Source organism: Streptomyces katrae, assembly GCF_000717655.1.
GTDB classification, from domain to species: domain Bacteria; phylum Actinomycetota; class Actinomycetes; order Streptomycetales; family Streptomycetaceae; genus Streptomyces; species Streptomyces katrae_B.
Window position 1 is genome coordinate 82733 of the sequence record NZ_JNZY01000003.1, and the last position, 25069, is coordinate 107801.

The 25069-nt window shown below is 72.8% G+C and carries 25 protein-coding genes and 3 tRNA genes; 15 read left to right on the forward strand and 13 right to left on the reverse strand.

The window, feature by feature from the left end; translation table 11 throughout:
* Positions 1-53: 53 nt before the first annotated feature.
* From IF09_RS0105355 to IF09_RS44445, 10 genes are all read left to right on the forward strand, one after another.
* Complete coding sequence (locus IF09_RS0105355; protein WP_030292404.1) at positions 54-1043, forward strand: universal stress protein; 990 nt, start codon at positions 54-56, stop codon at positions 1041-1043.
* Between the two features lie 117 nt (positions 1044-1160).
* On the forward strand, positions 1161-1346 hold the full coding sequence (locus tag IF09_RS0105360) for a hypothetical protein (RefSeq protein WP_030292405.1): 186 nt from the start codon (positions 1161-1163) through the stop codon (positions 1344-1346).
* Positions 1347-1696: 350 nt separating this feature from the next.
* Positions 1697-2245 (forward strand): hypothetical protein, encoded by a 549-nt coding sequence (locus IF09_RS0105365; protein WP_030292407.1) that lies wholly within the window; start codon positions 1697-1699, stop codon positions 2243-2245.
* Positions 2245-2736, forward strand: coding sequence for a tRNA adenosine(34) deaminase TadA (gene tadA / locus IF09_RS0105370; RefSeq protein ID WP_030292408.1), 492 nt, complete (start codon positions 2245-2247; stop codon positions 2734-2736). Before IF09_RS0105365 ends, tadA begins: the two co-directional genes overlap by 1 nt.
* Positions 2737-2793: 57 nt before the next feature.
* Positions 2794-2878 (forward strand) — tRNA-Ser (locus IF09_RS0105375).
* 144 nt (positions 2879-3022) lie between these two features.
* On the forward strand, positions 3023-3313 hold the full coding sequence (locus IF09_RS0105380; RefSeq protein WP_030292410.1) for a hypothetical protein: 291 nt from the start codon (positions 3023-3025) through the stop codon (positions 3311-3313).
* Between the two features lie 272 nt (positions 3314-3585).
* Entirely contained in the window at positions 3586-3747 is a 162-nt protein-coding gene (locus IF09_RS46240; protein WP_166663145.1) for a hypothetical protein, read from the forward strand.
* 246 nt (positions 3748-3993) lie between these two features.
* Positions 3994-4995 carry an RNA polymerase sigma factor SigF gene (locus tag IF09_RS0105390; RefSeq protein ID WP_234320890.1) on the forward strand — a complete coding sequence of 334 codons (1002 nt, stop codon included), beginning with the start codon at positions 3994-3996 and terminating at the stop codon, positions 4993-4995.
* Positions 4996-5213: 218 nt separating this feature from the next.
* A complete protein-coding gene (locus IF09_RS0105395) occupies positions 5214-6080 on the forward strand; it encodes an RNA polymerase sigma factor SigF (RefSeq protein WP_030292413.1) in 867 nt (288 codons plus the stop codon).
* Positions 6081-6130: 50 nt separating this feature from the next.
* Positions 6131-6835: a hypothetical protein gene (locus IF09_RS44445; RefSeq protein ID WP_234320891.1), complete on the forward strand. Its 705-nt coding sequence runs from the start codon at positions 6131-6133 to the stop codon at positions 6833-6835.
* Between the two features lie 285 nt (positions 6836-7120).
* On the opposite strand, the gene IF09_RS0105410 is transcribed toward IF09_RS44445, so the two are convergent.
* Positions 7121-7366 (reverse strand): hypothetical protein, encoded by a 246-nt coding sequence (locus IF09_RS0105410; RefSeq protein ID WP_030292421.1) that lies wholly within the window; start codon positions 7364-7366, stop codon positions 7121-7123.
* Between the two features lie 121 nt (positions 7367-7487).
* Here IF09_RS0105410 and IF09_RS0105415 point away from each other — a divergent pair, with 121 nt between their 5' ends.
* Both IF09_RS0105415 and IF09_RS0105420 read left to right on the forward strand, forming a co-directional pair.
* Entirely contained in the window at positions 7488-7946 is a 459-nt protein-coding gene (locus tag IF09_RS0105415; protein WP_051832126.1) for a MarR family winged helix-turn-helix transcriptional regulator, read from the forward strand.
* A 13-nt stretch (positions 7947-7959) separates the two neighbouring features.
* Positions 7960-9582, forward strand: coding sequence for an MDR family MFS transporter (locus tag IF09_RS0105420; RefSeq protein WP_234320892.1), 1623 nt, complete (start codon positions 7960-7962; stop codon positions 9580-9582).
* Positions 9583-9665: 83 nt separating this feature from the next.
* Here IF09_RS0105420 and IF09_RS0105425 read toward each other — a convergent pair whose 3' ends face one another.
* The 12 genes from IF09_RS0105425 to IF09_RS0105480 form a co-directional block, all read right to left on the reverse strand.
* Complete coding sequence (locus IF09_RS0105425) at positions 9666-10301, reverse strand: TetR/AcrR family transcriptional regulator (RefSeq protein ID WP_030292428.1); 636 nt, start codon at positions 10299-10301, stop codon at positions 9666-9668.
* A 90-nt stretch (positions 10302-10391) separates the two neighbouring features.
* Positions 10392-12617, reverse strand: coding sequence for an ArnT family glycosyltransferase (locus tag IF09_RS0105430; protein WP_037634056.1), 2226 nt, complete (start codon positions 12615-12617; stop codon positions 10392-10394).
* Positions 12614-13882: a bifunctional glycosyltransferase family 2/GtrA family protein gene (locus IF09_RS0105435; protein ID WP_030292435.1), complete on the reverse strand. Its 1269-nt coding sequence runs from the start codon at positions 13880-13882 to the stop codon at positions 12614-12616. Before IF09_RS0105435 ends, IF09_RS0105430 begins: the two co-directional genes overlap by 4 nt.
* 25 nt (positions 13883-13907) lie before the next feature.
* Entirely contained in the window at positions 13908-15386 is a 1479-nt protein-coding gene (locus IF09_RS0105440; RefSeq protein WP_418953021.1) for a sensor histidine kinase, read from the reverse strand.
* A gap of 143 nt (positions 15387-15529) precedes the next feature.
* On the reverse strand, positions 15530-16297 hold the full coding sequence (locus IF09_RS0105445; RefSeq protein WP_030292438.1) for a response regulator transcription factor: 768 nt from the start codon (positions 16295-16297) through the stop codon (positions 15530-15532).
* A 110-nt stretch (positions 16298-16407) separates the two neighbouring features.
* Entirely contained in the window at positions 16408-17286 is an 879-nt protein-coding gene (locus tag IF09_RS0105450) for an amidohydrolase family protein (protein ID WP_030292440.1), read from the reverse strand.
* Positions 17270-17608 carry an antibiotic biosynthesis monooxygenase family protein gene (locus IF09_RS0105455; protein WP_030292442.1) on the reverse strand — a complete coding sequence of 113 codons (339 nt, stop codon included), beginning with the start codon at positions 17606-17608 and terminating at the stop codon, positions 17270-17272. Before IF09_RS0105455 ends, IF09_RS0105450 begins: the two co-directional genes overlap by 17 nt.
* 117 nt (positions 17609-17725) lie before the next feature.
* On the reverse strand, positions 17726-18607 hold the full coding sequence (locus IF09_RS0105460; RefSeq protein ID WP_030292444.1) for a DUF2797 domain-containing protein: 882 nt from the start codon (positions 18605-18607) through the stop codon (positions 17726-17728).
* Complete coding sequence (locus IF09_RS0105465) at positions 18604-19038, reverse strand: Lrp/AsnC family transcriptional regulator (RefSeq protein ID WP_030292445.1); 435 nt, start codon at positions 19036-19038, stop codon at positions 18604-18606. Before IF09_RS0105465 ends, IF09_RS0105460 begins: the two co-directional genes overlap by 4 nt.
* 171 nt (positions 19039-19209) lie before the next feature.
* Positions 19210-19575, reverse strand: a complete 366-nt coding sequence (locus IF09_RS0105470) for a PH domain-containing protein (protein ID WP_030292447.1) — start codon at positions 19573-19575, stop codon at positions 19210-19212.
* A 203-nt stretch (positions 19576-19778) separates the two neighbouring features.
* Positions 19779-19851 (reverse strand) — tRNA-Arg (locus tag IF09_RS0105475).
* Between the two features lie 266 nt (positions 19852-20117).
* A tRNA-Ser gene (locus IF09_RS0105480) sits at positions 20118-20208 on the reverse strand.
* Between the two features lie 228 nt (positions 20209-20436).
* On the opposite strand from IF09_RS0105480, the gene IF09_RS0105485 reads away from it, so the two are divergent.
* The 3 genes from IF09_RS0105485 to IF09_RS0105495 all read left to right on the forward strand — a co-directional run bounded on the left by IF09_RS0105485 (position 20437) and on the right by IF09_RS0105495 (position 25062).
* Positions 20437-20874, forward strand: a complete 438-nt coding sequence (locus IF09_RS0105485) for an SSI family serine proteinase inhibitor (protein ID WP_030292449.1) — start codon at positions 20437-20439, stop codon at positions 20872-20874.
* A 119-nt stretch (positions 20875-20993) separates the two neighbouring features.
* Entirely contained in the window at positions 20994-24464 is a 3471-nt protein-coding gene (locus IF09_RS0105490; RefSeq protein WP_030292450.1) for a PAS domain-containing protein, read from the forward strand.
* 13 nt (positions 24465-24477) lie between these two features.
* On the forward strand, positions 24478-25062 hold the full coding sequence (locus tag IF09_RS0105495; protein ID WP_030292452.1) for an antibiotic biosynthesis monooxygenase: 585 nt from the start codon (positions 24478-24480) through the stop codon (positions 25060-25062).
* The last annotated feature ends 7 nt before the right edge of the window (positions 25063-25069 follow it).

A 25069-nucleotide genomic window follows, 5' to 3' on the forward strand; every position in this document is an offset into this window, starting at 1 on the left:
CTGCGGGCATGCCTGCGGATGCGGCCCGCCCGGTCGCCGAGCACGCTGGACTGATGAGCAACGCACCGGTGGTCGCGGCGGTCGACGGGTCCGATCACAGCCTCCAGGCACTCGAATGGGCCCGGACCGCGGCGCTCCACCACCGCACCGGCCTCGTCGTCGCGCACGTGCTGCCCGACACCGCCCAGCTGTACGCGGCGCGCCGCTCCTCCCTCGCCGACCCCTCGCAGCCGGAGGAGTTCGCCGACCCCGTCGGCGAACGGGTACGCGGCATCCTGGCCGAGGCCCCCGAACTGCCGGAGGAAGTGCGGTACGACGCCCTGGAGGGCTCCGTGCCCGAGGCCCTGCGGGTGACCGGGGAGGGCGCGCTGATGCTGGTGATGGGCTCCCGGGGCCGCGGCGGCTTCGCGGCCCTGCTGCTCGGCTCGAACAGCCGCGCCCTGGCCTCGACGGCGGCGTGCCCGGTCGTGGTGATCGCGCACGCGGCGCGGAGGGCGCCGGCTGCCGAGCCGTCCGACGGGGCGGCCGGTTCCGACGGTTCCGACGGTTCCGACGGTTCCGCCGGTTCCGCCGGGCGGGTGGTGCTCGGCCTGCACGCCGCCGAGACCGCGGACGACGTACTGGCCTTCGCCTTCGCGGAGGCGGCCGCACGGGGGACCACCGTCCAGGTGGTCTCGGCGTACGCGATCCCGCCGGCCCCGACGCTGGTGATGGACAGCCCCTTCCAGGTGATCCCGCCGGAGGGCCTGGCCGACGACGGGGACGCCGTGCCGGCGGAGCGGGAGATGCTGCGCTCCCAGACGGAGCGGCTGGTGCCGTTCCGGGCCCGGTGGCCGCAGGTACGGGTGGAGCAGGCGGCGGTCCCGGGCGACCCGGCGGAGCGCCTGGTGACGGCCTCCCGGTCGGCGGCCCTGGTGGTGGTCGGCCGCCACCACCCGCGGCGCAGCGTCGGACACCTGATGATCGGCTCGGTGGCCCACGCGGTGCTCCACCACGCGCACGGCCCGGTCGCGGTCGTACCCACCCTGTCGGACGACTCGTAACCCTTCTGAGCTGCGAAGGGGTGGCATCAATCGGCCCGTCCGGGGGAAGGTGGGGGGCGGGGGGTCTGCTTCGCGCCGGCGGAGGAGGACGACCGGACCAGCCTGGGGTGGTGGCCGATGCCCGACACGCAGCCGAGCCGGGAGAACGACGCGCCGGAGACGGCGGCACAGCGCAGAGCACGCCGCGCGCAGTTCCTGCGCGACCTGATGGAAGCGCGTGCCCTCCGCGACCGCGTACAGCCCCGCCGCGCCCGCGCAGCCCGCATGCGCCAACAGATGCGCATGCGCACCTTCCGCTGGTGAACCCGGCCGGTAAACCCGGCCCCCGCCGGGAAAAATCCAGCAGATCCAGCCCCGCCGGCGTTTGAGGCGCGGGAGCCCGGGGTCAGAGCCCCCGGCAACGACGCCGCGCCGAGGGGCCCGACGGGATCCCGGGCGGCCCTGCAAGCCCGCCCCGCAGCCCCCGTACACCCCCCGCGGCAAGCGGCACGGCACGACGCAAGCGCGGAAGACCTCTCGCAAAGCCGCTGTTTCTGCCACGATGCCGATTGGGCGGGGCACGAAACGGTGAGCAGGACAGCCGTTCCAACCCTTCCCACCTCCGGCCGGGGGGACCTCCAACCGGCACGCCTATGACCAGTGGGAGAGTCACGGTGTATTTCGCCGCACTGCTCGCGCGCACCGAAGACGGGTGGGAAGCGAGCGACATGGAACTCGACGACGTCGAGTCCCTCAGTGATCTGATCGATCTCGCCCGTGCCGCCGCTGTCGACGACGACACGGTGGTCGCCCTCATCGAGCAGGAGGACGCCTGGTTCGGCGTCGTCCGCGTGGACGGCGAGGAGGACCCGCGGTACTTCGTGTCGAACGCCTCCGCGGCCTCCCGCAGCTCCTACGGCTCGATGCTGACCGACGAGCTGCTGGGCAGCGACGAGGAGGACGACGAACTCGACGAACTGGACCTGGACGGCACCGAGGACGGCGAGGAGGACACGATCGCCGCGTTCACCGACGCCGACGACGACGGGGACGAGGAGGACTCGCCCGGCGCGGAACCGGTACCGGCCGGTCCGCTCGGCGACCCGCGGCTGCTCGACGACCTCGGCGTCAGCCACAAACAACTGATGACCCTCGACGGGGACGCCCTCTCGGAGATCGCCGATTCCCTCGGCGCCACCGAGGTGCTGGAGGCCGTCCGCTAGTGATCACCACGCACCACCCCCTGCACGGCCCCGATCCCGTACGGGACCCGTGGCGGGACTCCATGCGCCTGGCGCTCCAGGAGGCCGCCCGGGCGGTGCCGGCCGGCGACGTGCCGGTCGGCGCCGTCGTGCTGGGCCCGGCCGGGCAGCTCCTCGCCACCGGGTACAACGAGCGCGAGGCCACCGGCGACCCCACGGCGCACGCCGAAGTGCTGGCGCTGCGCCGGGCGGCCGCCCGGCTCGGGGAATGGCGGCTTCCGGGGTGCACCCTGGTGGTGACCCTGGAGCCGTGCGTGATGTGCGCGGGCGCGCTCGTGCAGTCGCGGGTGGCCCGGGTCGTCTACGGCGCCGACGACGAGAAGGCGGGAGCCGCGGGGTCCCTCTGGGACCTCGTACGGGACCGCAGGCTCAACCACCGTCCCGAAGTGGTCCGCGGCGTGCTCGCCGAGGAATGCGCGCGGCAGCTCACGGACTTCTTCCGCGACCTCTGAAGCGGCCCGGGGACACCGATTTCATTTGATGCGGATCCGTAGGCTAGGATCCATCTCGGTAGTGTGTCCGAGTGGCCGAAGGAGCTCGCCTCGAAAGCGAGTATGGGGCAACCCATCGGGGGTTCAAATCCCTCCACTACCGCTTCGACCGGAAGCCCCGCCCCGCAAGGGACGGGGCTTCCGGCGTGTCCGGGGATGTCGGTGCGTCTCGGTGCGTTCGGCGCCCCGACGCGTCTTTACGGATGACGGCCGCGTGACCGGGCGCCCATTCGGCCGTTGTCACGGCATGACCAAGACCCAGCGCATGCTCGCCGCCTTCGCTCTCGCGGGGGCCGCCGCGGGCCTCGCCGCTCCGGCCGCCTCCGCCGCCCCCGCAGCCCCGATCGCCCTCCCGGACCTGCCGCAGGCGGCCCCGGGCATGCCGGAAGGGGCGATGCCGGGTTCCGTACAGGAGATCGGCAATCAGGTCGTCCCGGGGGTCAACCAGCTCGGTCAGCTGATGAACCTGCCGGACCAGCTGTGGCCCGTGGTCGCCCCTGCGGAGCCCGTCCTGGGCCTGCTCGGCGGCATCCAATAGCCGGAACGGCAGCCGGTACGGGACGGTCCGGGCCGCAGTCAGGGGGAAGCCTGCGGCTCGGACCCCGCCACGCGGTCCTGTCCCTCACCCGCCGGTTTCCTGCCGGAACCGGTGGGCTCGTCTTCAATGCCGGGCCACCCGCAGCCGCCCGCCGGGCGGCAAAGGACCCGGACCACCGGGCCATTGGTCCATAAAGACCTGGTCAGTGTCCGAACCCGTCCGGATAGACTCACCCGACTGCGCAGGACCGGTTGGGGAGGCCGACACCGCTCATGGACACCAAGAAGATGATCACGGGTGGGCTCGTCGTATTCGTGCTCTTCGTGATCATCACCCAGCCGGTGAAGGCGGCCGACATCGTGAAAATAGGCTTCCAAGGCATTTCGGACGCGGCCCACGGCATCGGCGCGTTCATGACCGAATTGGTGCGCTGAACCCGTACGCTGACGCGGCTTCCGGACTGACCGGCCCCCCACTCCGACGGGTGGGGGGCTTTTGTATTCCTGCAGCCCCGTGATGGCGCCGCCCAAAATACCCCATTATGCCCAACTTGCCCTCAACACGGCGATATACGGTGCTTGCACACAGTGCACATGTCTTGTGATGCTATGACCGCTTTTGACGGATGAGTTGATACATGAAGGGGTGGCGTGACCGTGCCGGCCAGTACTGCGCCTCAGGTGCCACCCCAGCAGGACCCCCAGCACGGCCCGGAGCGCGAAGCGACGCACGGCCCGCAGGACGCCCAGCACGCCCAGCACGCCCCCAAGGATGAGCCGCACGCCCCTCACGGCGCCCCGCCCCGCACCGCCCGGCACGAGACCCCGCGCGACCTCCCCCGCGACGCCCAGCCGGACTCCCAGGTTCCGCCCCAGCAGGACCCCCCGGAGGAGCCTCCGGCGGCCCCGAGACCGCAGAGCCGGGGCGCGGACACCCGGGCCCTCACCCAGGTCCTGTTCGGGCAGCTGAAGGGCCTTCAGCCGGGCACGAGCGAACACCACCGGGTGCGCGGGGCCCTCATCGAAGCGAACCTTCCGCTCGTCCGGTACGCGGCCGCCCGCTTCCGCAGCCGCAACGAGCCGATGGAGGACGTGGTCCAGGTCGGCACGATCGGCCTCATCAACGCGATCGACCGGTTCGACCCCGACCGCGGGGTGCAGTTCCCGACCTTCGCCATGCCGACCGTCGTGGGGGAGATCAAACGGTACTTCCGCGACAACGTCCGCACCGTCCACGTGCCGCGCCGGCTCCACGAGCTGTGGGTCCAGGTGAACGCCGCCACCGAGGACCTCACCACCCTGCACGGACGCACGCCGACCACCGCCGAGATCGCCGAGCGGCTGCGGATCACCGAGGACGAAGTGCTGTCCTGCATCGAGGCGGGGCGCAGCTACCACGCCACCTCGCTCGAGGCCGCCCAGGAGGGCGACGGGCTGCCGGGCCTGCTGGACCGCCTCGGCTACGAGGACCCCGAGCTGGCCGGGGTCGAGCACCGTGACCTCGTACGGCACCTGCTCGTACAGCTGCCCGAACGTGAACAAAGGATCCTGCTGCTGCGGTACTACAACAACCTGACGCAGTCGCAGATCAGCGCCGAGCTCGGGGTGTCGCAAATGCACGTGTCCCGGCTGCTCGCCCGCAGCTTCGCCCGGCTCAGATCCGCAAACAGGATCGAGGCGTAGCTGAAACGGGTGAGATCGTTCCTCCGTTTCCCATGGAATGGGCTCATTCCGCTCTGTCGCTGGAGATATATGTCGACTTGGCGCTACAGCGCGTTGCCGACATGTGACATTCTGCTGGAACCGCGTTTGCCGCAGCCCCGCCTCCGGTATTCAGGTGGAGGCTGCGTTCCTCCGACGGGCGCGCCGTACGCGACCGTCCGCGACCTCAAGGGGGTGGCATGTCCGTAGACCAGGGCAGCTCCAAGGTGCTCACGCTCGTCAAGAGCGCTGCGCCGACAGCACCTGCAGTGCCGGCAGTGCCTGCAGCGCCTGTCCGCTCGGAAGCCATCGACACCCGCACCCTCTCCCGCTCCCTCTTCCAGCGACTTGCCGCCCTGGACGCGGACAGCCCCGAACGGGCGTACGTACGCGACACCCTGATCGAGCTGAACCTGCCCCTGGTGCGGTACGCCGCCGCTCGCTTCCGCAGCCGGAACGAGCCGATGGAGGACATCGTCCAGGTCGGCACGATCGGCCTGATCAAGGCGATCGACCGGTTCGACTGCGAACGCGGCGTGGAGTTCCCGACGTTCGCGATGCCGACCGTCGTGGGCGAGATCAAACGATTCTTTAGGGACACCTCCTGGTCCGTGCGCGTCCCGCGCCGGCTCCAGGAGCTGCGCCTCGCCCTCACCAAGGCCAGCGACGAGCTCGCCCAGAAGCTCGACCGTTCGCCGACCGTGCCGGAACTGGCCGCGGTGCTCGGGGTGTCGGAGGAGGACGTCGTCGACGGCCTCGCCGTGGGCAACGCGTACACCGCCTCCTCGCTCGACTCGCCCTCTCCCGAGGACGAGGGCGGCGAGGGCTCGCTCGCGGACCGCCTCGGCTACGAGGACACCGCGCTCGAGGGCGTCGAGTACCGCGAGTCGCTGAAGCCGCTGCTCGCCAAACTCCCGCCCCGGGAACGGCAGATCATCATGCTGCGGTTCTTCGCGAACATGACGCAGTCGCAGATCGGCGAGGAGGTCGGCATCTCCCAGATGCACGTCTCCCGGCTGCTCACGCGCACGCTGGCGCAGCTCCGGGTGGGCCTGATCGGCGAATAGCCGCCGAAGGGGGGCTTCCCATCTGACGCGCAGTCAGCCAAACTGCCGCGATGCTGCGAAGGGAACGCCGAGTCCTCACCCCGCTCACGCTGCTCGTACTGGCCGCCGCATGCCTCACCGGGTGCGGCGGCCCGGCACGTGACGGCTACGCCGCCGCGGGCGCCGTCGCCCCGGGCCCGGAGCGCCGCGCGGGCGACAACGTCGCGCCCCGGACGCCGGTGGAGTTCCAGCAGCTGGCCGGAGCCCCGTCCTCCACGACGAGTACGTCGGCCAGTGCCCCGGGTCCGCAGGGTCCGGCCGCCTCCGCCCGGAGCGGAGCCACGACCACCCCGCCCGGGACGACGCCGCCCGGGACGGCCGAACCGCCCCAGCCCCCACCCGAGACGGCCCCGCCCGCCCCCGCGCCGGGAACCCCGACACCGAAACCGGGGACGACGCCCCCGGCCACCCCGGCGAAACTGACCCTGAGCCCGCCGACGCGCACCCCGGCGGCGGAACGCTGGTGCGAGAACGTCACCGTGGGGTTCACCAACACCGGTACGACACCGATCCGTTCAGGCACGGTGTCCTTCGCGACGCACATCATCGGCGCTCTGGGCATCGACTGGGCCACGATCACCACGACCCAGCCCCTCCCCGCGCCCATCCCCGGCGGCACGACAAAGACGCAGACCTACACGGTCTGCGTCGAACCCTGGCGAGTCCCGCTGGGCATGCACACGGAAACCCGCACAACGACAGCCACCTGGACCTGACCCCCTCCAGCCGCCTGCCGGGCCCCTCCCCAGCCCCGCGGGCGTTGAGCCCCGGCAGTCCGGAGCGGAGCCCCATCCCCAGCCCCGCCGGCGTTGAGCAACGGCGGTCCGGGCAGAACCCCCATCTCCAGCCCCGTCGGCGTTTGAGGCGCGGGGGTCCAGGGGCAGAGCCCCCGGGCACGGCGCCGCACCCGACCGGGGTCCGGGCGCAGCCCGGGAAACGGAGAAAGGGCGGGTCGGGGAGAGAAAGCCCGCGCAGCGGGCCCACCCAGCCCTCCCCGGCGACTACAGCGCCAGCCAGGCCACCACCCCGATCAGCACCAGCGCGACGACCCCCACCCCCAGCCACAGCCCGGCCTTCGACCCCGAGCCCTGCGCGGCCTGCCGCCGCCGAGCCCCCGGCACCGCAGGCCCCTGCCCCGATCCCGGCCCGGCCGGCGCGGCCTCCTCGACGAACGCCCGGAACATCTGAGTGCTGCCCGCGGGGTCGTAGTTACCCTCGGGGCCCTGTGAGTTGTGGTTCGCAGCCATGCCTCAGGACCCTAGCGGGTTTTCCGATTCCTTTACCGCTCCACCCCCTCGATTCATTTGCCTGTAGCAACCAATCGATTCTATGGTTGCCCTAAGCAACAACATGAGGAGAGGAGGCCCGATGACCACCCAGGCGCCGCAGACACCACAACCACCCCCCGCACCCCACCCCACCCGCTACGAGGAACTGGCCCGCCAGCTCACCGGCATCGGCGCGGTCAAGCGCGACCTCGCCCGCATGCTCCCCCCGGACTGCCCGCCGGGCTCCGCCGCCGTCCTCACCCTGCTCGACCGCCACGGCGAAATGCGGCTCGGCCGCCTCGCCGACCTCATGGCCATCGACATCTCGGTGACCAGCCGCCACGTCGCCCACGTCGCCGACCGCGGGTGGATCACCCGCGACATCGACCCCGGCGACGGCCGCTGCCGCATCCTGCGGCTCACCCCGGCGGGCCACGCGCTCCTGGCAGAGCTCGGCGCCCGCTACACCGGCGCGCTGGAGAAGGCCCTGGCCGACTGGTCCGCCCACGACATCGACGTACTGAACACCCTGCTGACCCGGCTCCGATCGAGCTTCTAGAGAAAGGAACCACATGGCGACGACCGCACCCGCCGGCGTGCAGGAAGGCAGCCGGTCGCAGACCACTCCCCACCCCACGCCCGCCCCCATGACCCACCCCCAGATCATGAAGGCGCTGTCCGGGCTGATGCTCGGCATGTTCGTGGCGATCCTGTCGTCCACGATCGTCTCCAACGCCCTGCCGCAGATCATCAGCGACCTCGGCGGCACGCAGTCCTCCTACACCTGGGTCGTCACCGCCGCCCTGCTGTCGATGACGGCCGCGACCCCGCTCTGGGGCAAGCTGTCCGACCTCTTCAGCAAGAAGCTGCTGGTCCAGATATCCCTGGTGGTCTACGTCCTCGGCTCCGTGGTCGCGGGCATGTCCCAGAACACCGGCATGCTCATCGCCTGCCGCGTCGTCCAGGGCATCGGCGTCGGCGGCCTGTCGGCCCTCGCCCAGATCGTGATGGCCGCGATGATCTCCCCGCGCGAGCGCGGCCGGTACAGCGGCTACCTCGGCGCCGTCTTCGCCGTCGCGACCGTCGGCGGCCCGTTGCTCGGCGGTGTCATCACCGACACCTCGTGGCTCGGCTGGCGCTGGTGCTTCTACGTCGGCGTGCCGTTCGCGGTCATCGCCCTGATCGTCCTCCAGCGGACCCTGCACCTCCCGGTCGTCCGCCGCGACGTCAAGGTCGACTGGCTCGGCGCCTTCCTGATCAGCGGGGCCGTGTCCCTGCTCCTGATCTGGGTCACGCAGGCCGGCGACTCGTACGACTGGATCTCCTGGACCACCGCGGCGATGACCGGCGGCGCCGTCGTCCTCGGCCTGCTCTTCCTCCTCGTCGAGTCCAGGGCGAGCGACCCGATCATCCCGCTGCGCCTGTTCCGCAACAAGACCATCACCCTCGCCTCGGCCGCCTCGCTGTTCGTCGGCATCGCGATGTTCTCGGGCACGGTCTTTTTCAGCCAGTTCTTCCAGTTGGCCCGCAACGAGTCCCCCACGATGTCCGGAATCCTCACGATTCCGATGATCGGTGGGCTCTTCGTGTCCTCCACGGTTTCCGGTCAGGTGATCACCAAGACCGGCAAGTGGAAGGCCTGGCTCGTCTCCGGCGGCGTCCTGCTGACGGCCGGCCTCGGACTGCTGGGCACCCTGCGGTACGACACCCCGTACTGGCACATCGCGATCTACATGGCGCTGACCGGACTCGGCCTCGGCATGATGATGCAGAACCTCGTCCTCGCCACCCAGAATCAGGTGGCCCCCGAGGACCTGGGAGCGGCCAGCTCGGTCGTCACCTTCTTCCGCTCGCTCGGCGGCGCCATGGGCGTCTCAGCGCTCGGCGCGGTGATGGCCAACCGGGTCACCCACTACGTCAAGGACGGGCTGGCCGAGCTCGGCCCGAAGGCCGCGGCGATGGGCCACGGCGGCACCGCCGGCGGCGGGATCCCCGACCTCGACAAGCTGCCCGCGCCGTTCCGCACGGTCATCGAGTCCGCGTACGGGCACGGCGTCGGCGACGTCTTCCTCTACGCCGCGCCCACCGCGCTGCTCGCGTTCGTCCTGGTGCTGTTCATCAAGGAGGTCGCGCTGAAGTCCAAGCCGGCGGCCCACGCCCCGACGGCCTCGGCAGCGGCGGCCTCGGCGGAGTAGCCACACCCGCGACACCGACAGACCCCCGTCGGGCTGCCCCTCCCCTGTTCAACAGGGCGGGGCAGGAACCCGGCGGGGGTCTTCTACGCGCCCGGCCGGGCGGCGGCCTTCGCCTCGATGCCCGCGATCAGCACGTCGAGCGCGAGGACGAAGTCCCCGTCGGACACCCGCCGGGCGGCGCCCCCGCAGCCGTGCAGGAACTGCGAGACGGCCAGGTGCGCACCGGTCCGGCAGGCACCCGCCAGGCCGGTGGCATCGAGCAGCCGCTGCAGTGCGGAGTCGAAGGCCCGGGCGTGCGGGCCGATGTTCGGGTACGCGGCGGTCAGCGGAGCCACCCACGGGTGCTCCGCCAGCAGCCGCCGGTAGCCGCAGGCCAGCGACCGCAGCCGGCCGGGCCAGCCCTCCTGGACCGGCCCGGCCGGTGTGGTCCGGGGCAACGGGAGCTCGCCCAGGGCGCGGTCCAGGGCGAGTTCGAGCAGATCGTGCTTGGTGTCGACGTACCAGTACAGGGACATCGCGGTGACCCCGAGCCCGGCCGCGAGCCGCCGCATCGAAAACCGGGCCAGCCCCTCGGCATCGAGCAGCCGTACGGTGGCCCTGATGATCCGCTCCCGGTCGAGGCCGGAGGGCGCCTCGCTGCGGCGTCTGGCGGGTGCGGTGTGCCCGCCGGCCAGCCAGACGCTGGTCCGGGCCTTGCCGGGATCGGCCGCGGTCACCATGGAGGCACCCTCCTCACGACAGCTGGATCAGCCCGGAATGCCCGGTCCGCCCACTTGATGCTAGAGGGTGCCCCTCGCGTTTCGGCAGGATCAGGACGGGGCGGACGTGCCGTTCAAGGGGGCGGTCAGGTCGTAGAACGTGGCTCCGCCGACCGTCGTGGACCTGAAGTTCGCCTTGACCCAGGTCGAGATGGCACTGCTGGTGCCACCGCCCGGGCCGCCGCGCATGGCCTGCCCCTCGCCACCGGCGCTGTCGTTGCCGCCGATGAAGTAGTGGACTTTCCCGGTGCGCACGTACTCCTGGAACTTGGCGAGCGTCGGGGACGGATCGCTGCCGTTGAACCCGCCGATCGGCATCACCGGCCGGCCGGAGGCCAGCTGGTAGCTCGCCGCGTTCTGCGCACCGACGGCGGCTGCCGCCCAGGTGTACTTCTCCGCGTCCTTGCGCAGGGCCGCCGTGGCCTCCTTGCCGGCCTTGGTGCCGTTCAGCAGGCCGCCACCGGGGCCGCCGCCGGGGCCGCCGCCGGTGTTCTGCGGGCCGCGCACACCGCGTCCGCCGGCCGCCTGGCCGCCCGGGAACTGCCGGGGCCCGCCCTGGGGGTTCCCCTGAGGACCGCCGCCCCGGATCCCGCCCTGCAGGCCCTGCCCTTGCTGCCCTGGCTGGCCCTGCTGGCCCTGCTGGCTCTGCTGTGGCATGCCGCCCTGCGGAGCCGCGCCGGGCGGGAGTTCACCGGCACCGAAGAACCGCATGCCCATGCCGCCCCGGCCGCCCGAGACCGCGGGCCCTGCGGTCACGATCGACCCGCCTCGCGTGGAGTCCACCGTGGTCAGGCAGTACGCGAGGGGACCGGCCAGCGCCGCGCCCAGCCCGAGCGCCGCCGCCCCCAGCACGAACCGCCGGCCGAACCGCGTGCCGAGGACCAGCCCGGCGGCCGCCGCCAGGCCGGCCGCGAGGACCGTCCAGCGCAGCCACGGCAGGTATCCGGTCGAGCGGCCGAGCAGGAGGTACGACCACCACGCGGTCAGCGCGAGAGTGCCGGACAGGGTGAGCGCGGCGGCCTTGCTGCCCCGCTCCTCCCACAGCATGGCCACGCCCATGCCCACCAGCGCGGCCACGAACGGCGCCAGCGCCACGGTGTAGTACTCGTGGAAGATGCCCTGCATGTGGCTGAAGACGAGCGCCGTGATCAGCAGGGCGCCGCCCCACACCAGGAAGGCCGCGCGGGCCATGCCCTCCAGGGAGTCGGTGGTCCGCCGGGCGCGCCAGGTGATCACCAGGCCGGTGACGAGCATGACGAGGGCCGCCGGGAGCAGCCAGGAGATCTGCCCGCCGATGTTGGCCGAGAAGAGCCGGTCGATGCCGGTCTCTCCCCAGCCCCCGCCGCCACCGCCACCACCCGGGCGGGCGTCGCCGCCCACGCTGCCGGTCTCGTTGCCGTTGATCCGGCCGAGGCCGTTGTAGCCGAGGGTCAGCTCCAGAAAGGAGTTGGTCTGCGAGCCGCCGATGTACGGGCGGGAGGACGCGGGCCAGAGTTCCACGATCGCGACCCACCAGCCGCCGGCCACCACCATGGCGGCACCGGCGAGCAGCAGCTGGCCCAGCCGGCGGCGAAGCCGGGTCGGCGCGCAGACGGCGTACACGAGGGCGAGCGGCGGCAGGATGACGAAGGCCTGCAGGGTCTTGGTCAGGAAGGCGAAGCCGACCGCGACGCCGGCCCAGACCAGCCACTTGGTGTGGGCGCCGTCGAGGGCGCGCAGGACGCAGTAGACGGTGACGGTCAGCAGCAGGGTCAGCAGCGCGTCCGGGTTGTTGAAGCGGAACATCAGCGCGGCGACCGGGGTGAGTGCGAAGACCGTGCCGCTGAGCAGTGCGGCCGAGGGCCCGAAGTGACGGCGCACGGCGGCGTAGAGCACCGCGGTGGTGCCGACGCCCATCAGGGCCTGCGGGACGAGGATCTGCCAGCCGCCGAGCCCGAACAGCCGGACGGACAGCGCCATCGGCCACAGGGCGGCCGGGGGCTTGTCCACGGTGATCGAGTTCCCGGCGTCGGAGGAGCCGAAGAAGAAGGCCTTCCAGCTCTCGCTGCCCGCCTGGACGGCAGCGGAGTAGAAGGAGTTGGCGTAGCCGGAGGCTCCCAGGTTCCAGAGCAGCAGGACGGCGGTGGCCAGCAGGAGCGCCACGTACGCTGGGCGCTCCCAGCCGGGGCGCCGCGCGGCCGCGGCACCGGTCGTGGCGCCCGGCGCGCCCGAGGAGGCCGGGGCGGTCGGGGCCCGCTCGGGGAACGGGGAGTCCATGGGTGGTACGGCCGTGGTCATCGGATGTCGTCCTTCGCGGGAGTGGCGCGCCGCTCGGGGAAGACCCAGGCGCGGAAGAGCAGGAACCTCAGCACGGTCGCGGCGAGGTTGGCCGTGATCAGCACGGCCAGTTCGGTGCTGTGGGAGGGGTCGGCCGTGGCGGCGCCGAGGGCGGCGAGCGACCCGCTGGTCAGGGCCAGCCCGACGCCGAACACGACGAGGCCCTGGGCCTGGTGCCGGACGGCCCGGTCGCGGCCGCGGACCCCGAAGGTGAGCCGGCGGTTGGCCGCGGTGTTGGCGACGGCGGAGAGCAGCAGGGCGCCGGCGTTGGCGAGCTGCGGTCCGGCGCCGAACCGGAAGAGGGAGTACAGGGCGAGGTCGGCGAGCGTGGAGAGCACCCCGATGACGCAGAAGCCGAGGAGCTGGCGGGCCAGCCCGCGGGGCACCCCGGGCAGGGCGCTGCGGTCGCGCGGGTCGTCGCCGAAGGGGCGGGCGAGCCGGTCGAGCGGCAGCGCGCCGACGGCCAGGGCCCGGCCCACCCGCCACATCCCCTTGAGGTCCTCGGTCGCGGTGCTCACGATGTGCACCGTGGAATCCGGGTCGTCCACCCAGTCCACCGGCACCTCGTGGATCCGCAGCCCGGCCCGCTCGGCGAGCACCAGCATCTCGGTGTCGAAGAACCAGCCCGAGTCCTCCACCAGCGGCAGCAGCCGCTCCGCGACCTCCCGCCGAATGGCCTTGAACCCGCACTGCGCGTCGCTGAAGCGGGCGGCGAGGGAGGAGCGCAGGAGCAGGTTGTAGGCGCGGGACACGAACTCCCGCTTGGCGCCGCGCACCACGCGCGAGGAGCGTGCAAGGCGGGTGCCGATGGCGAGGTCGGAGTGCCCGGAGATGAGCGGGGCGACCAGCGGCAGCAGCGCGTTGAGGTCGGTGGACAGGTCCACGTCCATGTACGCGAGGACGGGTGCCTCGGAGTGGGACCAGACGGTGCGCAGGGCGCGGCCGCGGCCCTTCTCCTCCAGCCGGGTGCTGCGTACGCCTTCGACGGTGGCGGCGAGGCCGGCCGCTACCTCGGGGGTGCGGTCGGTGCTCGCGTTGTCCGCGATCGTGATGCGGAACGGGTACGGGAAGGTACGGGTGAGGTGGTCGTGGAGCCGGCGCACACACGGGCCGAGGTCCTGCTCCTCGTTGAAGACCGGGATCACCACGTCGAGTACGGGCTCACCGGGCACGGGCGCGAGGTGCGCCCGTACCGGAAGGGCGCCGGAGGAGGTGTCGGTTGGCATGCACCCACCCTCGCCGGGCGGGCTGTCACCGCTGTGTGGTGAGCCTGTGCCCCGTCTGTGAGTCCGTCTTCGTGCGCACCGTCGTCCGGTCCGGGGCGAGGGGGAGCAGGACCTCGAAGCGGGTGCGCCCCGGCTCGCTCCGTACGTCCACCTGTCCGCCGTGCGCCGCCACGACGGCCTGGACGATGGCGAGCCCGAGGCCGGTGGAGCCTGCCGCCCGGGAGCGTGAGGCGTCCCCGCGGGCGAAGCGTTCGAAGACGTGGGGGAGCAGGGCGGGCGGGATACCGGGCCCGTTGTCCTCGATCCGCAGCCGGACGGCGGATGTTTCACGTGAAACATGGGCGATGACGGTGGTGCCGGGCGGGGTGTGCGTGCGGGCGTTGGCGAGCAGGTTGACCAGCACCTGCTGGATCCGGGCCGGGTCGGCGAGGATCGGCGCGGGCTCGTCGGGGAGCTCGAGGCGCCAGTGGTGCTCGGGGCCCGCGGCCCGTGCGTCGCTGACGGCGTCGACGACGAGCGGGGCGAGGTCGGTGTCGGCCGAGGAGAGCGGGCGGCCGGCGTCGAGCCGGGCGAGGAGCAGCAGGTCCTCGACGAGGCCGGTCATCCGGGTCGCCTCGGATTCGATGCGGCCCAAGGCGTGCCGGGTGTCGGGTCCGGGTTCTTCCCTTCCCCGGCGGGTGAGTTCGGCGTACCCGCGGATGGAGGCCAGGGGCGTGCGCAGTTCGTGGCTGGCGTCCGCGACGAACTGTCGGACCCGGGTCTCGCTCTGCTGGCGGGCCGTGAGCGCGGAGGAGACGTGCCCCAGCATCCGGTTGAGGGCGGCGCCGACCTGGCCCACCTCGGTACGGGGGTCGGCTTCGGCGTCGGGAACCCGCTCGTGGAGGGCAGGTTCGCCGCTGTGCAGAGGGAGTTCGGAGACCCGGGTGGCGGTGGCGGCCACCCGGCGCAGCGGGCGCAGGGCGACCCCGACCAGGGCCTGCCCAGCGAGGGAGGCCGCGATCAGCCCGGCCACGGTGACGAATACCTCCACGGCGATGAGCGTGCTCACGGTGGAGTCGACCTCGGCGAGCGGGTAGGCCAGGGCCAGGTTCCCTTCGGCGGAGGCCTGTACCCGGTAGCTGCCGAGGCCGGGCAGGTCGAGGTCCACGGGGGCGGGCCGGCCGCGGTCGGCGGCGGCCTTGGCGGCGACCTGCTCCAGCAGGCGGGACTGGGCCGGGGTGAGCGGCTGGCGGGTCTCCAGGCCGGGCCCGCCGATGGCGGCGAGCCGGGCGCCCTCGGTCGTGCCGCCCGGCTCGGACCGGATCCCCACGGAGCCCAGCGGGGTGCCCGGGGCGCTGACGAACCAGAGGCCCTCGCGCCCGGCCTTCGCCGGCGAAGGGTTCCGGGGTGTGGCCATGTCGACGGCGATGTGGAGCTGCTGGTCGAGCTTGTCGACGAGGTACGAGCGCAGCGCGAGGGTGGTGACGGCGCCGATGGCCGCACCGACCACGGCGATCAGCGCCACCGCCGAAACGACGAGCCGGGCCCGCAGGGACCAGGCACGGACGGGTCGGAGCCGGAGCCGCGTGTGCCCGGGCCGGCGGACGGCACGGGGGCGGGCGGGCCGGGAGCGGACCGCGCGAGAGCGCCGCGGCAGGCGGAGTGCCACTACTCCGCCGGCTTGATCAGATAGCCGGCGCCGCGCCGGGTGTGGATCATCGGGGGGTAGCCCGGGCCGCTCTCCAGCTTCCGCCGCAGGTAGGAGATGTACAGCTCGACCACGTTGGCCTGGCCGCCGAAGTCGTAGGACCACACACGGTCCAGGATCTGCGCCTTGCTGAGCACCCGCCGGGGGTTGCGCATCAGGTAGCGCAGCAGCTCGAACTCGGTGGCGGTCAGGTGGATCTCCCGGCCGCCGCGGGACACCTCGTGGCTGTCCTCGTCCAGCTGCAGATCGCCGACGGCCAGGACGGAGCCGCCGCGCGCGGCCTGCGCCGCGCCCGAGCGGCGGACCAGGCCGCGGAGCCTGGCCACGACCTCCTCCAGGCTGAACGGCTTGGTGACGTAGTCGTCGCCACCTGCCGTGAGGCCCGCGATCCGGTCCTCTACGGAGTCCTTGGCCGTCAGGAACAGCACCGGGAGCTGTGGGATCTCCCGGCGCAGCTGTCCGAGGACGGCGAGTCCGTCCATGTCGGGCAGCATGATGTCGAGGACGACGACGTCCGGCCGGAACTCCCGCGCGGCCCGCACCGCGCCGGCCCCGTCGCCCGCGCTGCGGACCTCGCAGCCCTCGTAGCGCAGGGCCATGGAGAGCAGCTCGGAGAGCGAGGCCTCGTCGTCGACGACGAGCACCCGGCAGGGGCCGCCGTCGGGCCGGACGAGGGCCGTGGGGTTGCTGGTGGACGTGGACGCGGGGGAGGTGGTCGTCGCAGTCATGCGACCACGCTGACCGCCGCCTCTGAGAGCGTTCTTGTCCCTACCTGTGAATTTCCTGAGAACTGCACTGCCTGGGAGCCGCACTGCCCGAGAAGCTCTCGGAGGCCCGCTCAGACCAGCCGGAACAGCCGGGCGCCGTTGTCGTGGCAGACCGCGCGCAGCCAGTCGTCGCCGAGGCCGAGCCGTTCCAGGGCCTCGAGCTGGTGCTCGTACGGGTAGGGGATGTTCGGGAAGTCCGTGCCGAGCAGGATCCGGTCGCCGAGGTCCGCGAGCCGCCCGAGCTGTCCCTGCGGGAACCCGTGCAACCGCTCGGAGAAGTCGGTGAAGGCCATGGTGGTGTCCAGGCGCACCGCGGCGTACCGGTCGGCGAGGTCCAGGAAGTCGGCGTACTCGGGCATGCCCATGTGCGCGACGATCAGCGGCAGCCGGGGGTGCCGGGCCAGCAGCCGGGCGATCGGCTCGGGCCCGGTGTACTTGGCCGGGACGGGCCCCGACCCGCAGTGGATCACGGTCGGGATGTCCGCCTCGGCGAGCAGCCCCCAGACCGGATCGAGCCGGTCGTCGTTCGGGTCGTACCCACCGACCTGGAGGTGCGCCTTGAAGACCCGGGCCCCGGCCTCGACGGCCTGCCGCACGTACGCCTCGGCTCCCTCCTCCGGGAAGAAGGTCGCGGTGTGCAGGCAGTCGGGGGTCCGGGCGGCGAAGTCAGCGGACCAGGAGTTGAGCCATGCGGCCATCGCCGGCTTGTGCGGGTAGAGCATGGAGGTGAACGCCCGGACCCCGAACTCCCGCAGCAGCGCGACCCGCTGCTCCTCCTCGTGCCGGTAGGTGATGGGCCATTCGACGCCGGTCAGCGGTCCGACCGCGTCGAAGTAGTCCCACACCTTGTCCAGGACCCGCCCGGGCATGAAGTGCGTGTGGACGTCGACCAGTCCGGGCAGCCCGAGCCGCTCCCGGAAGGTGCGGACCGCGTCAGCCGTTGCGGGCAAAGCCGTGGCTCCGCTCGACGGTCGCGACGTGCAGGGTGTAGCTCTCGTACCAGTCGGCGCGGCCCCTCTTCATGGCCGCCTGGTGCTCCAGGTCCTGCCGCCACTCGGCGAGGGACTCGTGGTCGCGGAAGTAGGCGACGGTGATGCCGAGGCCGCCGGGAGTGCGGGCTGACTCGTAGCCGAGGAAGCCCGGGTTCTCGGCCACGATCTCGTCCATCCGCTCGCTGGTTTCCGGGTAGCCGGTGTCGTCAGGGGTGCGGACATTGCTGAAGACCGCCATCACGTACGGCGGTTCGAAGGCGGGTACGGGCTGGATGCTCATGCCCACCACCCTCCGCGGCAGCCCCCTGGCATGTCCACCGGAAAGAGGCCCGGCAGCCCAAAGGGATCCAAGTTTTGACCTTGGGTGTGGCAGCGGTGCCCGGGACGGGCCCGGTGGTCAGAACAGCCCGTCCTGCCCGCCGGGAGCGGCGAGCGGCGGCAGCTCGGCGACCGGCACCGCAGTCGTGCCGTCTTCGGCCGGGGCGACGAGCTCCCAGCCGGCGAGCAGCCGGGTGTCCACGACGAGCCCGTCCGCGAGGTGCAGATCGGGACCGGCCGCGGCGACGAGCCGGCCCACGACGGCCCCACCGGGGACCATCCCGGTGATCACCCGTGTGGGAGCGGGCAGCCCGTCCAGCCCGAACGGCCCGGCGTGGTCGACGGTTTCGCACGCCAGCTGCTCCAGCGACTCCGGCCGGCCCGGCAGGGCCGCGGCCCGCGCATGCAGCTCGGCGACCTCTCCGGCCCGGTCGGCAGCCGTCGGCAGGTGGCCCCGTACGGCGCGCTTACGGGCGTACGCGATCCGGTCCGGCACCCCCAGGGCGGCCCGCAGCAGCTCCTCGGTGCGTCGGGTGGCCATCAGCGGGCCCCGGCCCAGCCAGGTCCAGGTCACCGCCCCCTGCTCCAGTAGCCGGGCCGGTCCGCGCTCCTCGGCTGTGATGCCGACCTTGACCAGGCCGGGCCCGAACCAGGCCAGGTAGACGCGATACGTGCGCGGATCGGCGGCGTTGGTGTCGGCGGCCACCGAGAACGACCGGTCCAGGCGGGCGCATTCGGGGCACTGGGCGTTGCCGGCCCGGCCGGGCACCGTGGCGGCCGTGGGGCACGGGGTCCGCTTCCCGGCCCGCCGCACGCCCAGGCAGCGCCGCTCCCCGCGGGCCGCGAAGGCCAGCCGCTGCCCGTACGTGAGCAGGCTGCTGCGCTCACCGCGCCCCTCGGCGCACCACCCGATGGCGGGGCGGCCGTCGTTCCACCGGATCCCGGTGCACCGCCAGGTCACAGCGGGAGCGGCCGCTCGAAGAAGGTCTCGAGCACGACGGTGGCGTGCGTACCGCTGACGCCGTCGATGGCGTAGAGGCGGCGCAGGACGTCCTGCAGCTGCCCGGTCGTGGCGGTGCGCACCTTCACCAGGACGGAGGCGCTCCCCGCGATGATGTGCGCCTCCTGGATCTCGGCGATCGCCTCGAAGGCCGCCTTCGAGTCCCCCATCCAGGCGTGGGAGTCGACCATCACGTAGGCGAGCACCCCGCTCCCGACGGCCGCGGGGTCCACCTCGACCGTCGTGCGCCGGATGACCCCGCGCTCGCGCAGCTTGCGTACGCGCTCGTGCGTGGCCCCGGCCGAGAGCCCGACGGCGGCGCCGAGGGCGGCGTAGGACTGGCCCGCGTCCTGCTGCAGGCGCAGGACGAGCGCCCGGTCGATGTCGTCCACGCGATCTTCCTCCCACATCCCCCAGGAATCCTGGCGCCGAAGGTACAGGATTCTGCAATCCCCGTACGAGACCGAACGGAATTCGGCACCGGCAAGGCCGTGCGGCACCCGGATCGACCACATCCGCGCCCCCGCCCTCCAGCGAGCGCCGCCGCCCGGGGCCCGGCGGGGCTATCGTGCGACGAACTGCGTCAGGATCGCCTGCACCTCGTAGATGTCCACGCCCTTGGTGAACGTCTTCTCGATCGGCGCCGCGCTGCCGGAGAGCCAGATCTTGAGCTCGGCGTCGAGGTCGAAGTGGCCGGCGGTCTCCACGGAGAAGTGCGTGATGCTCCGGTAGGGGATGGAGTGGTACTCCACCTTCTTTCCGGTGAGCCCCTGCTTGTCGACGAGCACGAGCCGCCGGTCGGTGAACAGGATCGTGTCCCGGATCAACAGGTAGGCGGCGTGCACCTGCTCCCCCTGCCCGAGCAGCCGCGCGTAGTCCCGCTGCGCCGACGATGGATCGACCGTGTGCGCGTTCCCGAACAGCCCCATGGGAGTCCCCCCTCTTTGCGGTTCCGAACCCTTCCGAACCCTTCCGAGGACCGTATCCAGGCCCCGCCCGCCGGTCGTCCCCCACGGGACCGATCCCCGACCCGGAGAACCCCCGGGTCCGCCTCCCCACCAAGGAGGACCCCGCAGCGACCCCCCGGACAACGCAAAAGGCCCCCCGGCGAACCGGGGGGCCTTTTCGGCTGTGCACTCGGCAGGATTCGAACCTGCAACCTTCTGATCCGTAGTCAGATGCTCTATCCGTTAAGCTACGAGTGCTTGGGCTTCTCGGGGTTTTGCGCCCCGTTGGCCTTGCGAGAACAACAATACATGGACCTCGGCGGGACGCGAAATCCATTAACCAAACCAGTCCTGACCTGCGAAAACGCTCCGGACGGAGATCATCCGGAAGGGTTCGCGCAGACGTCGGGAGGGGGTTGGGGCGCCGACGGTCCTGGCCGGATGGCGCCGACGCAATCCCCCGGACGCACCCACCGCGAACGCACCGAAGCCCCGGTCCATCAGGACCGGGGCTTCGGCAGGTGCGGAGGCGGAGGGATTTGAACCCTCGATGGGCTTTAAGACCCAAACCGCATTAGCAGTGCGGCGCCATAGACCGGACTAGGCGACGCCTCCAGCACACCCCCGCGTACGAGGGTGCGTGCAGATGATGACACAGCCACAGGGCCGCTCACCAATCCGCTCCCACGGTACAAGGACAGCCGCCACCAGAGCAAAGCCTTAAGCACCCGGCACGCGCCGCCCGCACGCATGCCCGCATGGACGCGCCGGCGCCCGCACGCAACGTCGGCGGGCGCGCGTCGTTGGTCAGGCGTACGACGTACGGACGACCTGGAGTGCCCCATGCTGCGTCTCGCCGCCTTCGCCGTCACCTCCGCCCTGGCCGCCACGGCGGCCACGGCCGCCGGGCCACTGCCCCCGCTGCCGCCCCTGGGCCGGCTCCTGGCGGCGCCCGACCGCCTCACCATCGCCGTGTCCGCCACCGGCAACCCCCGGGCGGACGGCGAGTACCTGCTCGAGTGCAACCCCGTCGGCGGGAACCACCCCGAGGCCGAGCGGGCCTGCGTCCGCCTCGACAGCCTCGCGAAGCAGGGCAAAGACCCCTTCGCGCCTCAGGCTCAGCGGCAGATCTGCACCATGCAGGACGGCGGTCCGGCCACCGCGCGCGTCACCGGAACATGGCAAGGCCAGAAGGTGGACGCCACGTTCCGGCGGACCAACGGATGCGAGATCGCCCGGTGGAGCGACCTGGAACCTGTGCTTCCGGGTGGGCGCTCCTGACCTGGGAGGATGCGAAGGATGCACGGTATCCGCCGAACATCCGCCACCTCAGGCCGGGGCCGTGCCCTTAGACTCCTCCCGTGACATGCCGGTAGTTGTGGTCAGGGAGGAAGCTCGTCGTGAGCAGCAGGCCATCCCGAGGCGCTGCTCGCCTCGCAGCAATACTCGACGCTCTTCCGGACGCGCTGTTGCTCGTCAACGCCAACGGCACGGTCGTCAACGCGAATTCGATCGCCCTCGAGGTCATGGAGAGCCCCGGCACCGGGCTCGTCGGCCGCGGCGTGCTGGACCTCCTCCCCGAGTTCGACTCCAAGCTGATCCCCGGCTCGATGCGCCGGCCCGGCGAGGACGAGGGCGGCCGGGCCAAGCCCAAGCGGATGATCGCGCGCCGCACCGACGGCACCGAATTCCCCGTCGAAGTGACCGCCGCCCATCTCGACGGCCGCGACGCCTACCGCGAGCCGCAGCCCTACACGGGTGACGAGCTGCTGATGCTCGTCGTACGCGACCTCTCCGAGACCGTGGACACCGAGGCCGAGCTGGCCCGCTCCCAGCGGCAGACCGAGATGATCCTGCGGGCCGCCGCCGAGGGCGTCGTCGGCACGGACACCGACGGGCGGGTCGTGCTCGTCAACCCGGCCGCCGCGCAGATCCTCGGGTACCGCGCCACCGATCTCGGCAACCGCGAGCTGCACAGGCTGATCCAGCACTCGCGCGCCGACGGCTCGCCGTTCCCGTTCGAGGAGTCCCCGCTCGCCGACACCCTGCGCAGCGGGCGCAAGCACCGGGTCCGCGGCCAGGTGCTGTGGAACAAGGCCGGGCAGCCGGTCTCCGTCGACCTGACCACCTCGCCCGTACGGGACGGGGAGCTGCTCGTCGGCGCCGTCATGACCTTCACGGACCGGCGGCCGTACGACGCCCTGGCCGCGCGGCACGCACAGTTGCTGGCGGTCCTCGGCGAGTCCCTGCGCGGGCCGCTGGAGGAGCTGCGCGGGGAGCTGGCCACGCTGGCCGCCGACGACGCCGGGCAGCTTTGGCCCGAGGCCAACCAGTTGCTGCACCACCTGGCAGCCGGGTACTCCCGGATGACCGCGCTGGTAGACAACGTGCTCGGCTTCCAGCGCCTCGACGCAGGCACCGAGAAGCTCAGGAAGAAGAAGGTCCTGATCGACGGGGTCGTCGCGGCCGGCATCGACGGTGCGGTCGAGCTGATCGGCCCGGGCCGCGTGCAGTTCGCCGTGCACGCCCCGACCATCGAGGCCGAGGTGGACGCCGAGCGGATCGCCGGCGCCCTCGCGCACCTGGTCGCGGACGTCGCCGGGGTCGACGCCACCGGCAAGACCCGCCAGGGCAGCGGGTACAGCGACTCGACGATCGTGGTGGCCGCCGCTCAGCGGGGCGAGGTCGTACGGATCGAGGTGCGCGGGCCGTACCAGGGCGGCAACCCGGTGCACGAGCCGATCGTGCGGGGCATCGTGACCGCGCACGGGGGCGTGCTGCAGACGGTGGAGGTGCCGGGCGCGCCCGGCGGTGCGTACGTGCTGGAGCTGCCGCTGGGCGCGGGAGCCGGCACGGTGACGCTGCCGGATCCGGAACCGGAACCCGCGAAGGAGCCGTCGGCCGAGGCCGCGGGCAAGGGCCCCGCCGGGCGGCGGGCCCGGCGCGGGGTGGACGCGTTCCTGGAGGACGCGGCCGACGAGGCGAAGGCGAACGGCGCCGCCGAGGGCGGGAGTGCGCTGGCACTGCCGTCCGGACGGCGGCGGGCGGGCGAGGCCGGCGCTCCGGACGCTCCCGCCGCGGGCCCCGAGCTCGCGCAGTCCCCGGTGAACCCGGCGGGCCTGGGCACCGGGCGCCGGCGCGGCCGGGACGGCGACGGAAGCGGAACCGGCAGCGAGGGCGGTCCCGGCCGGCCCGTGCCCCCGCAGGGCGTCGCCATGCCCGCGCTCCCGCCCGTCCCTCAGGTTTCGCCCGGTCCCGGTTCCGGTGTGCCCCCGCTGCCGCCGGGTTCGGGCTCGCCGGTGCCGCCGGGTTCGGGCTCGCCGGTGCCGCCCGTACCGCCGGGGCCTGCCGTGCCACCGGTTCCGGTGACCGAGCATCCCGCCGGGCGACGGCGGGCGCTGGGTCCCGTGGCGGCGCCGCAGCCCGGCGGTCCCGTGCCCGCGACCGGACTCGGGCCGGCTCAGGCCGCCCCGCAGGCCCCCGCCCGGCCCATCGCCCCCGAGGGCGGCTTCGCGCTGCCCGCCGGACCGACCCCGCCGCCGGCTCCCGCGCCGGCTCAGGGCGCGGTACCGGCTGCGGGCGCCGCGCAGACCCACGCCATGGCCGGTCCGGCCCCTGCTCCCGCCGAGGCCGAGGGCGAAGCCCCGGCCGGGCGGCGTGGGCGCCGGGTACTGGGCGCGCCCGGTGCCGAGCCCGCGGCTCCCGCCGCGCAGCCGGCCGCAGCAGCGGCCGCGGAGGAACCCGTAACCCCGACCGGGCGGCGGCGTGCGCTGCCCGCCACTCCGGCCTGGCCGGTTCCGGCGGCCCGGACCGCACCCGAGGACGAAGAGGCCGCCGGCCAGGCTGCCCTGCCCGGCGCCCGGCAGTCTCAGGACTCCCCTGGGGACGCCGCGCAGCCGATCAGCGTGCGCGCCCTCGGCACTCTCGGCCAGGGCATCTCGGTCGACCCCGGAAGCACCAACGGCGCAGGCGGCACGGGCGGCTCCGGCCGCCGGCGCCGGCTCGCCGAGCCCGCGCCCCAGGGCCGGGCGTTCGCGATAGGAGCCCCGGAGGCGGGTGCCGACGAGGGCCCCGAGCCGCTGGACGGGCCCGGCGGCGCCGTCGAGGTGGTCAACCGGCCCGTACCGCTGCCGGTGGACGACGAGCTCCCTCCCGAGCCCCTGGACAACCCGCGCCGCCTGCTGGTGTGGCCGGCGCCCGATGTGCAGACCCAGCAGGCGCTCAGCGACCGCGGCTACCGCCCGGTGATCGTGCACTCCCGCGAGGAGGTGGACGCGCAGATCGCCGCGTTCCCCGCCGCGCTGTTCGTGGATCCGCTGACCGGGCCGATCACCCGGACCGCCCTGCAGTCCCTGCGCCAGGCCGCGGTGGCCGCCGAGGTGCCCGTACTGGTCACGGCCGGGCTGGGGCACGCCACGCGCGAGGCCGCGTACGGGGCCGACCCGGCCGTCCTCCTCAAGGCGCTCGCACCGCGCGACAGCGAGCAGCACCCCTCCCGGGTGCTGCTGATCGAGGAGCACGACGAGATCGCGACCGCGCTGACGGCCGCCTTGGAACGGCGCGGCCTCCAGGTCGCCAGGGCGGGCGCGGACACCGACGCGGTGGAGCTGGCGACGCGGATGCGGCCCAACCTGGTGGTCATGGACCTGATGCAGGTCCGGCGCCGCCGGGCCGGGATCGTGGACTGGCTGCGTGCCAACGGGCAGCTCAACCGGACTCCGCTGGTCGTCTACACGACCACGGGGATCGACCCGGCCGAACTGCCGCGGCTGGCCTCCGGGGAGAGCGTCCTCTTCCTCGCCGAGCGGTCCACCACGGCGGACGTCCAGGGCCGCATCGTGGACCTGCTGGCCAAGATCGGAACGAACTAGTCATCCTGGCCCGATGGCCATCATCGACACGAGCGAGCACACCGTCCCCGCCGACAACGGGGAGGTGAACCTCCTCATCGCTCGCCAGGTGGAGCCGGGCCACGAGGAGACTTTCGAGGCCTGGGCACACGGCATCCTGGAGACGGCTGCGACCTTCCCGGGGCACCTGGGGTACGGGCTGTTCCGTCCGGCGACGGACGGCGGGCCGTGGTTCCTGGTCCACCGCTTCCGGGACCAGGCGGCCTTCCAGCGGTGGCAGGACTCCGCCGAGCGGGCCCAGTGGTTCTCCAACTGCCTGGGCCACCACCACACCGAGATAGCCCGGCGCGAACTGCACGGCATGGAGACATGGTTCGCGAAGCCGGGTACGACCCGACCCGCGCCGCCGCGGTGGAAGATGGCGATCAGCTCGGGGCTGGCCATCTTCCCGATCTCGCTCGCCGGCAACGCGGTGCTGGGTCCGTACCTGGTGAACCTGCACTTCGTCCTGCGGACGGCCGCCTTCGCCGTCGTCTTCAGCACGCTGATGACCTACCTGGCGATGCCGGCCGTCAGCAGGCTGCTGCGGCCCTGGCTGACGAAGGCCGGCCAGGGCTGAGCAGGTA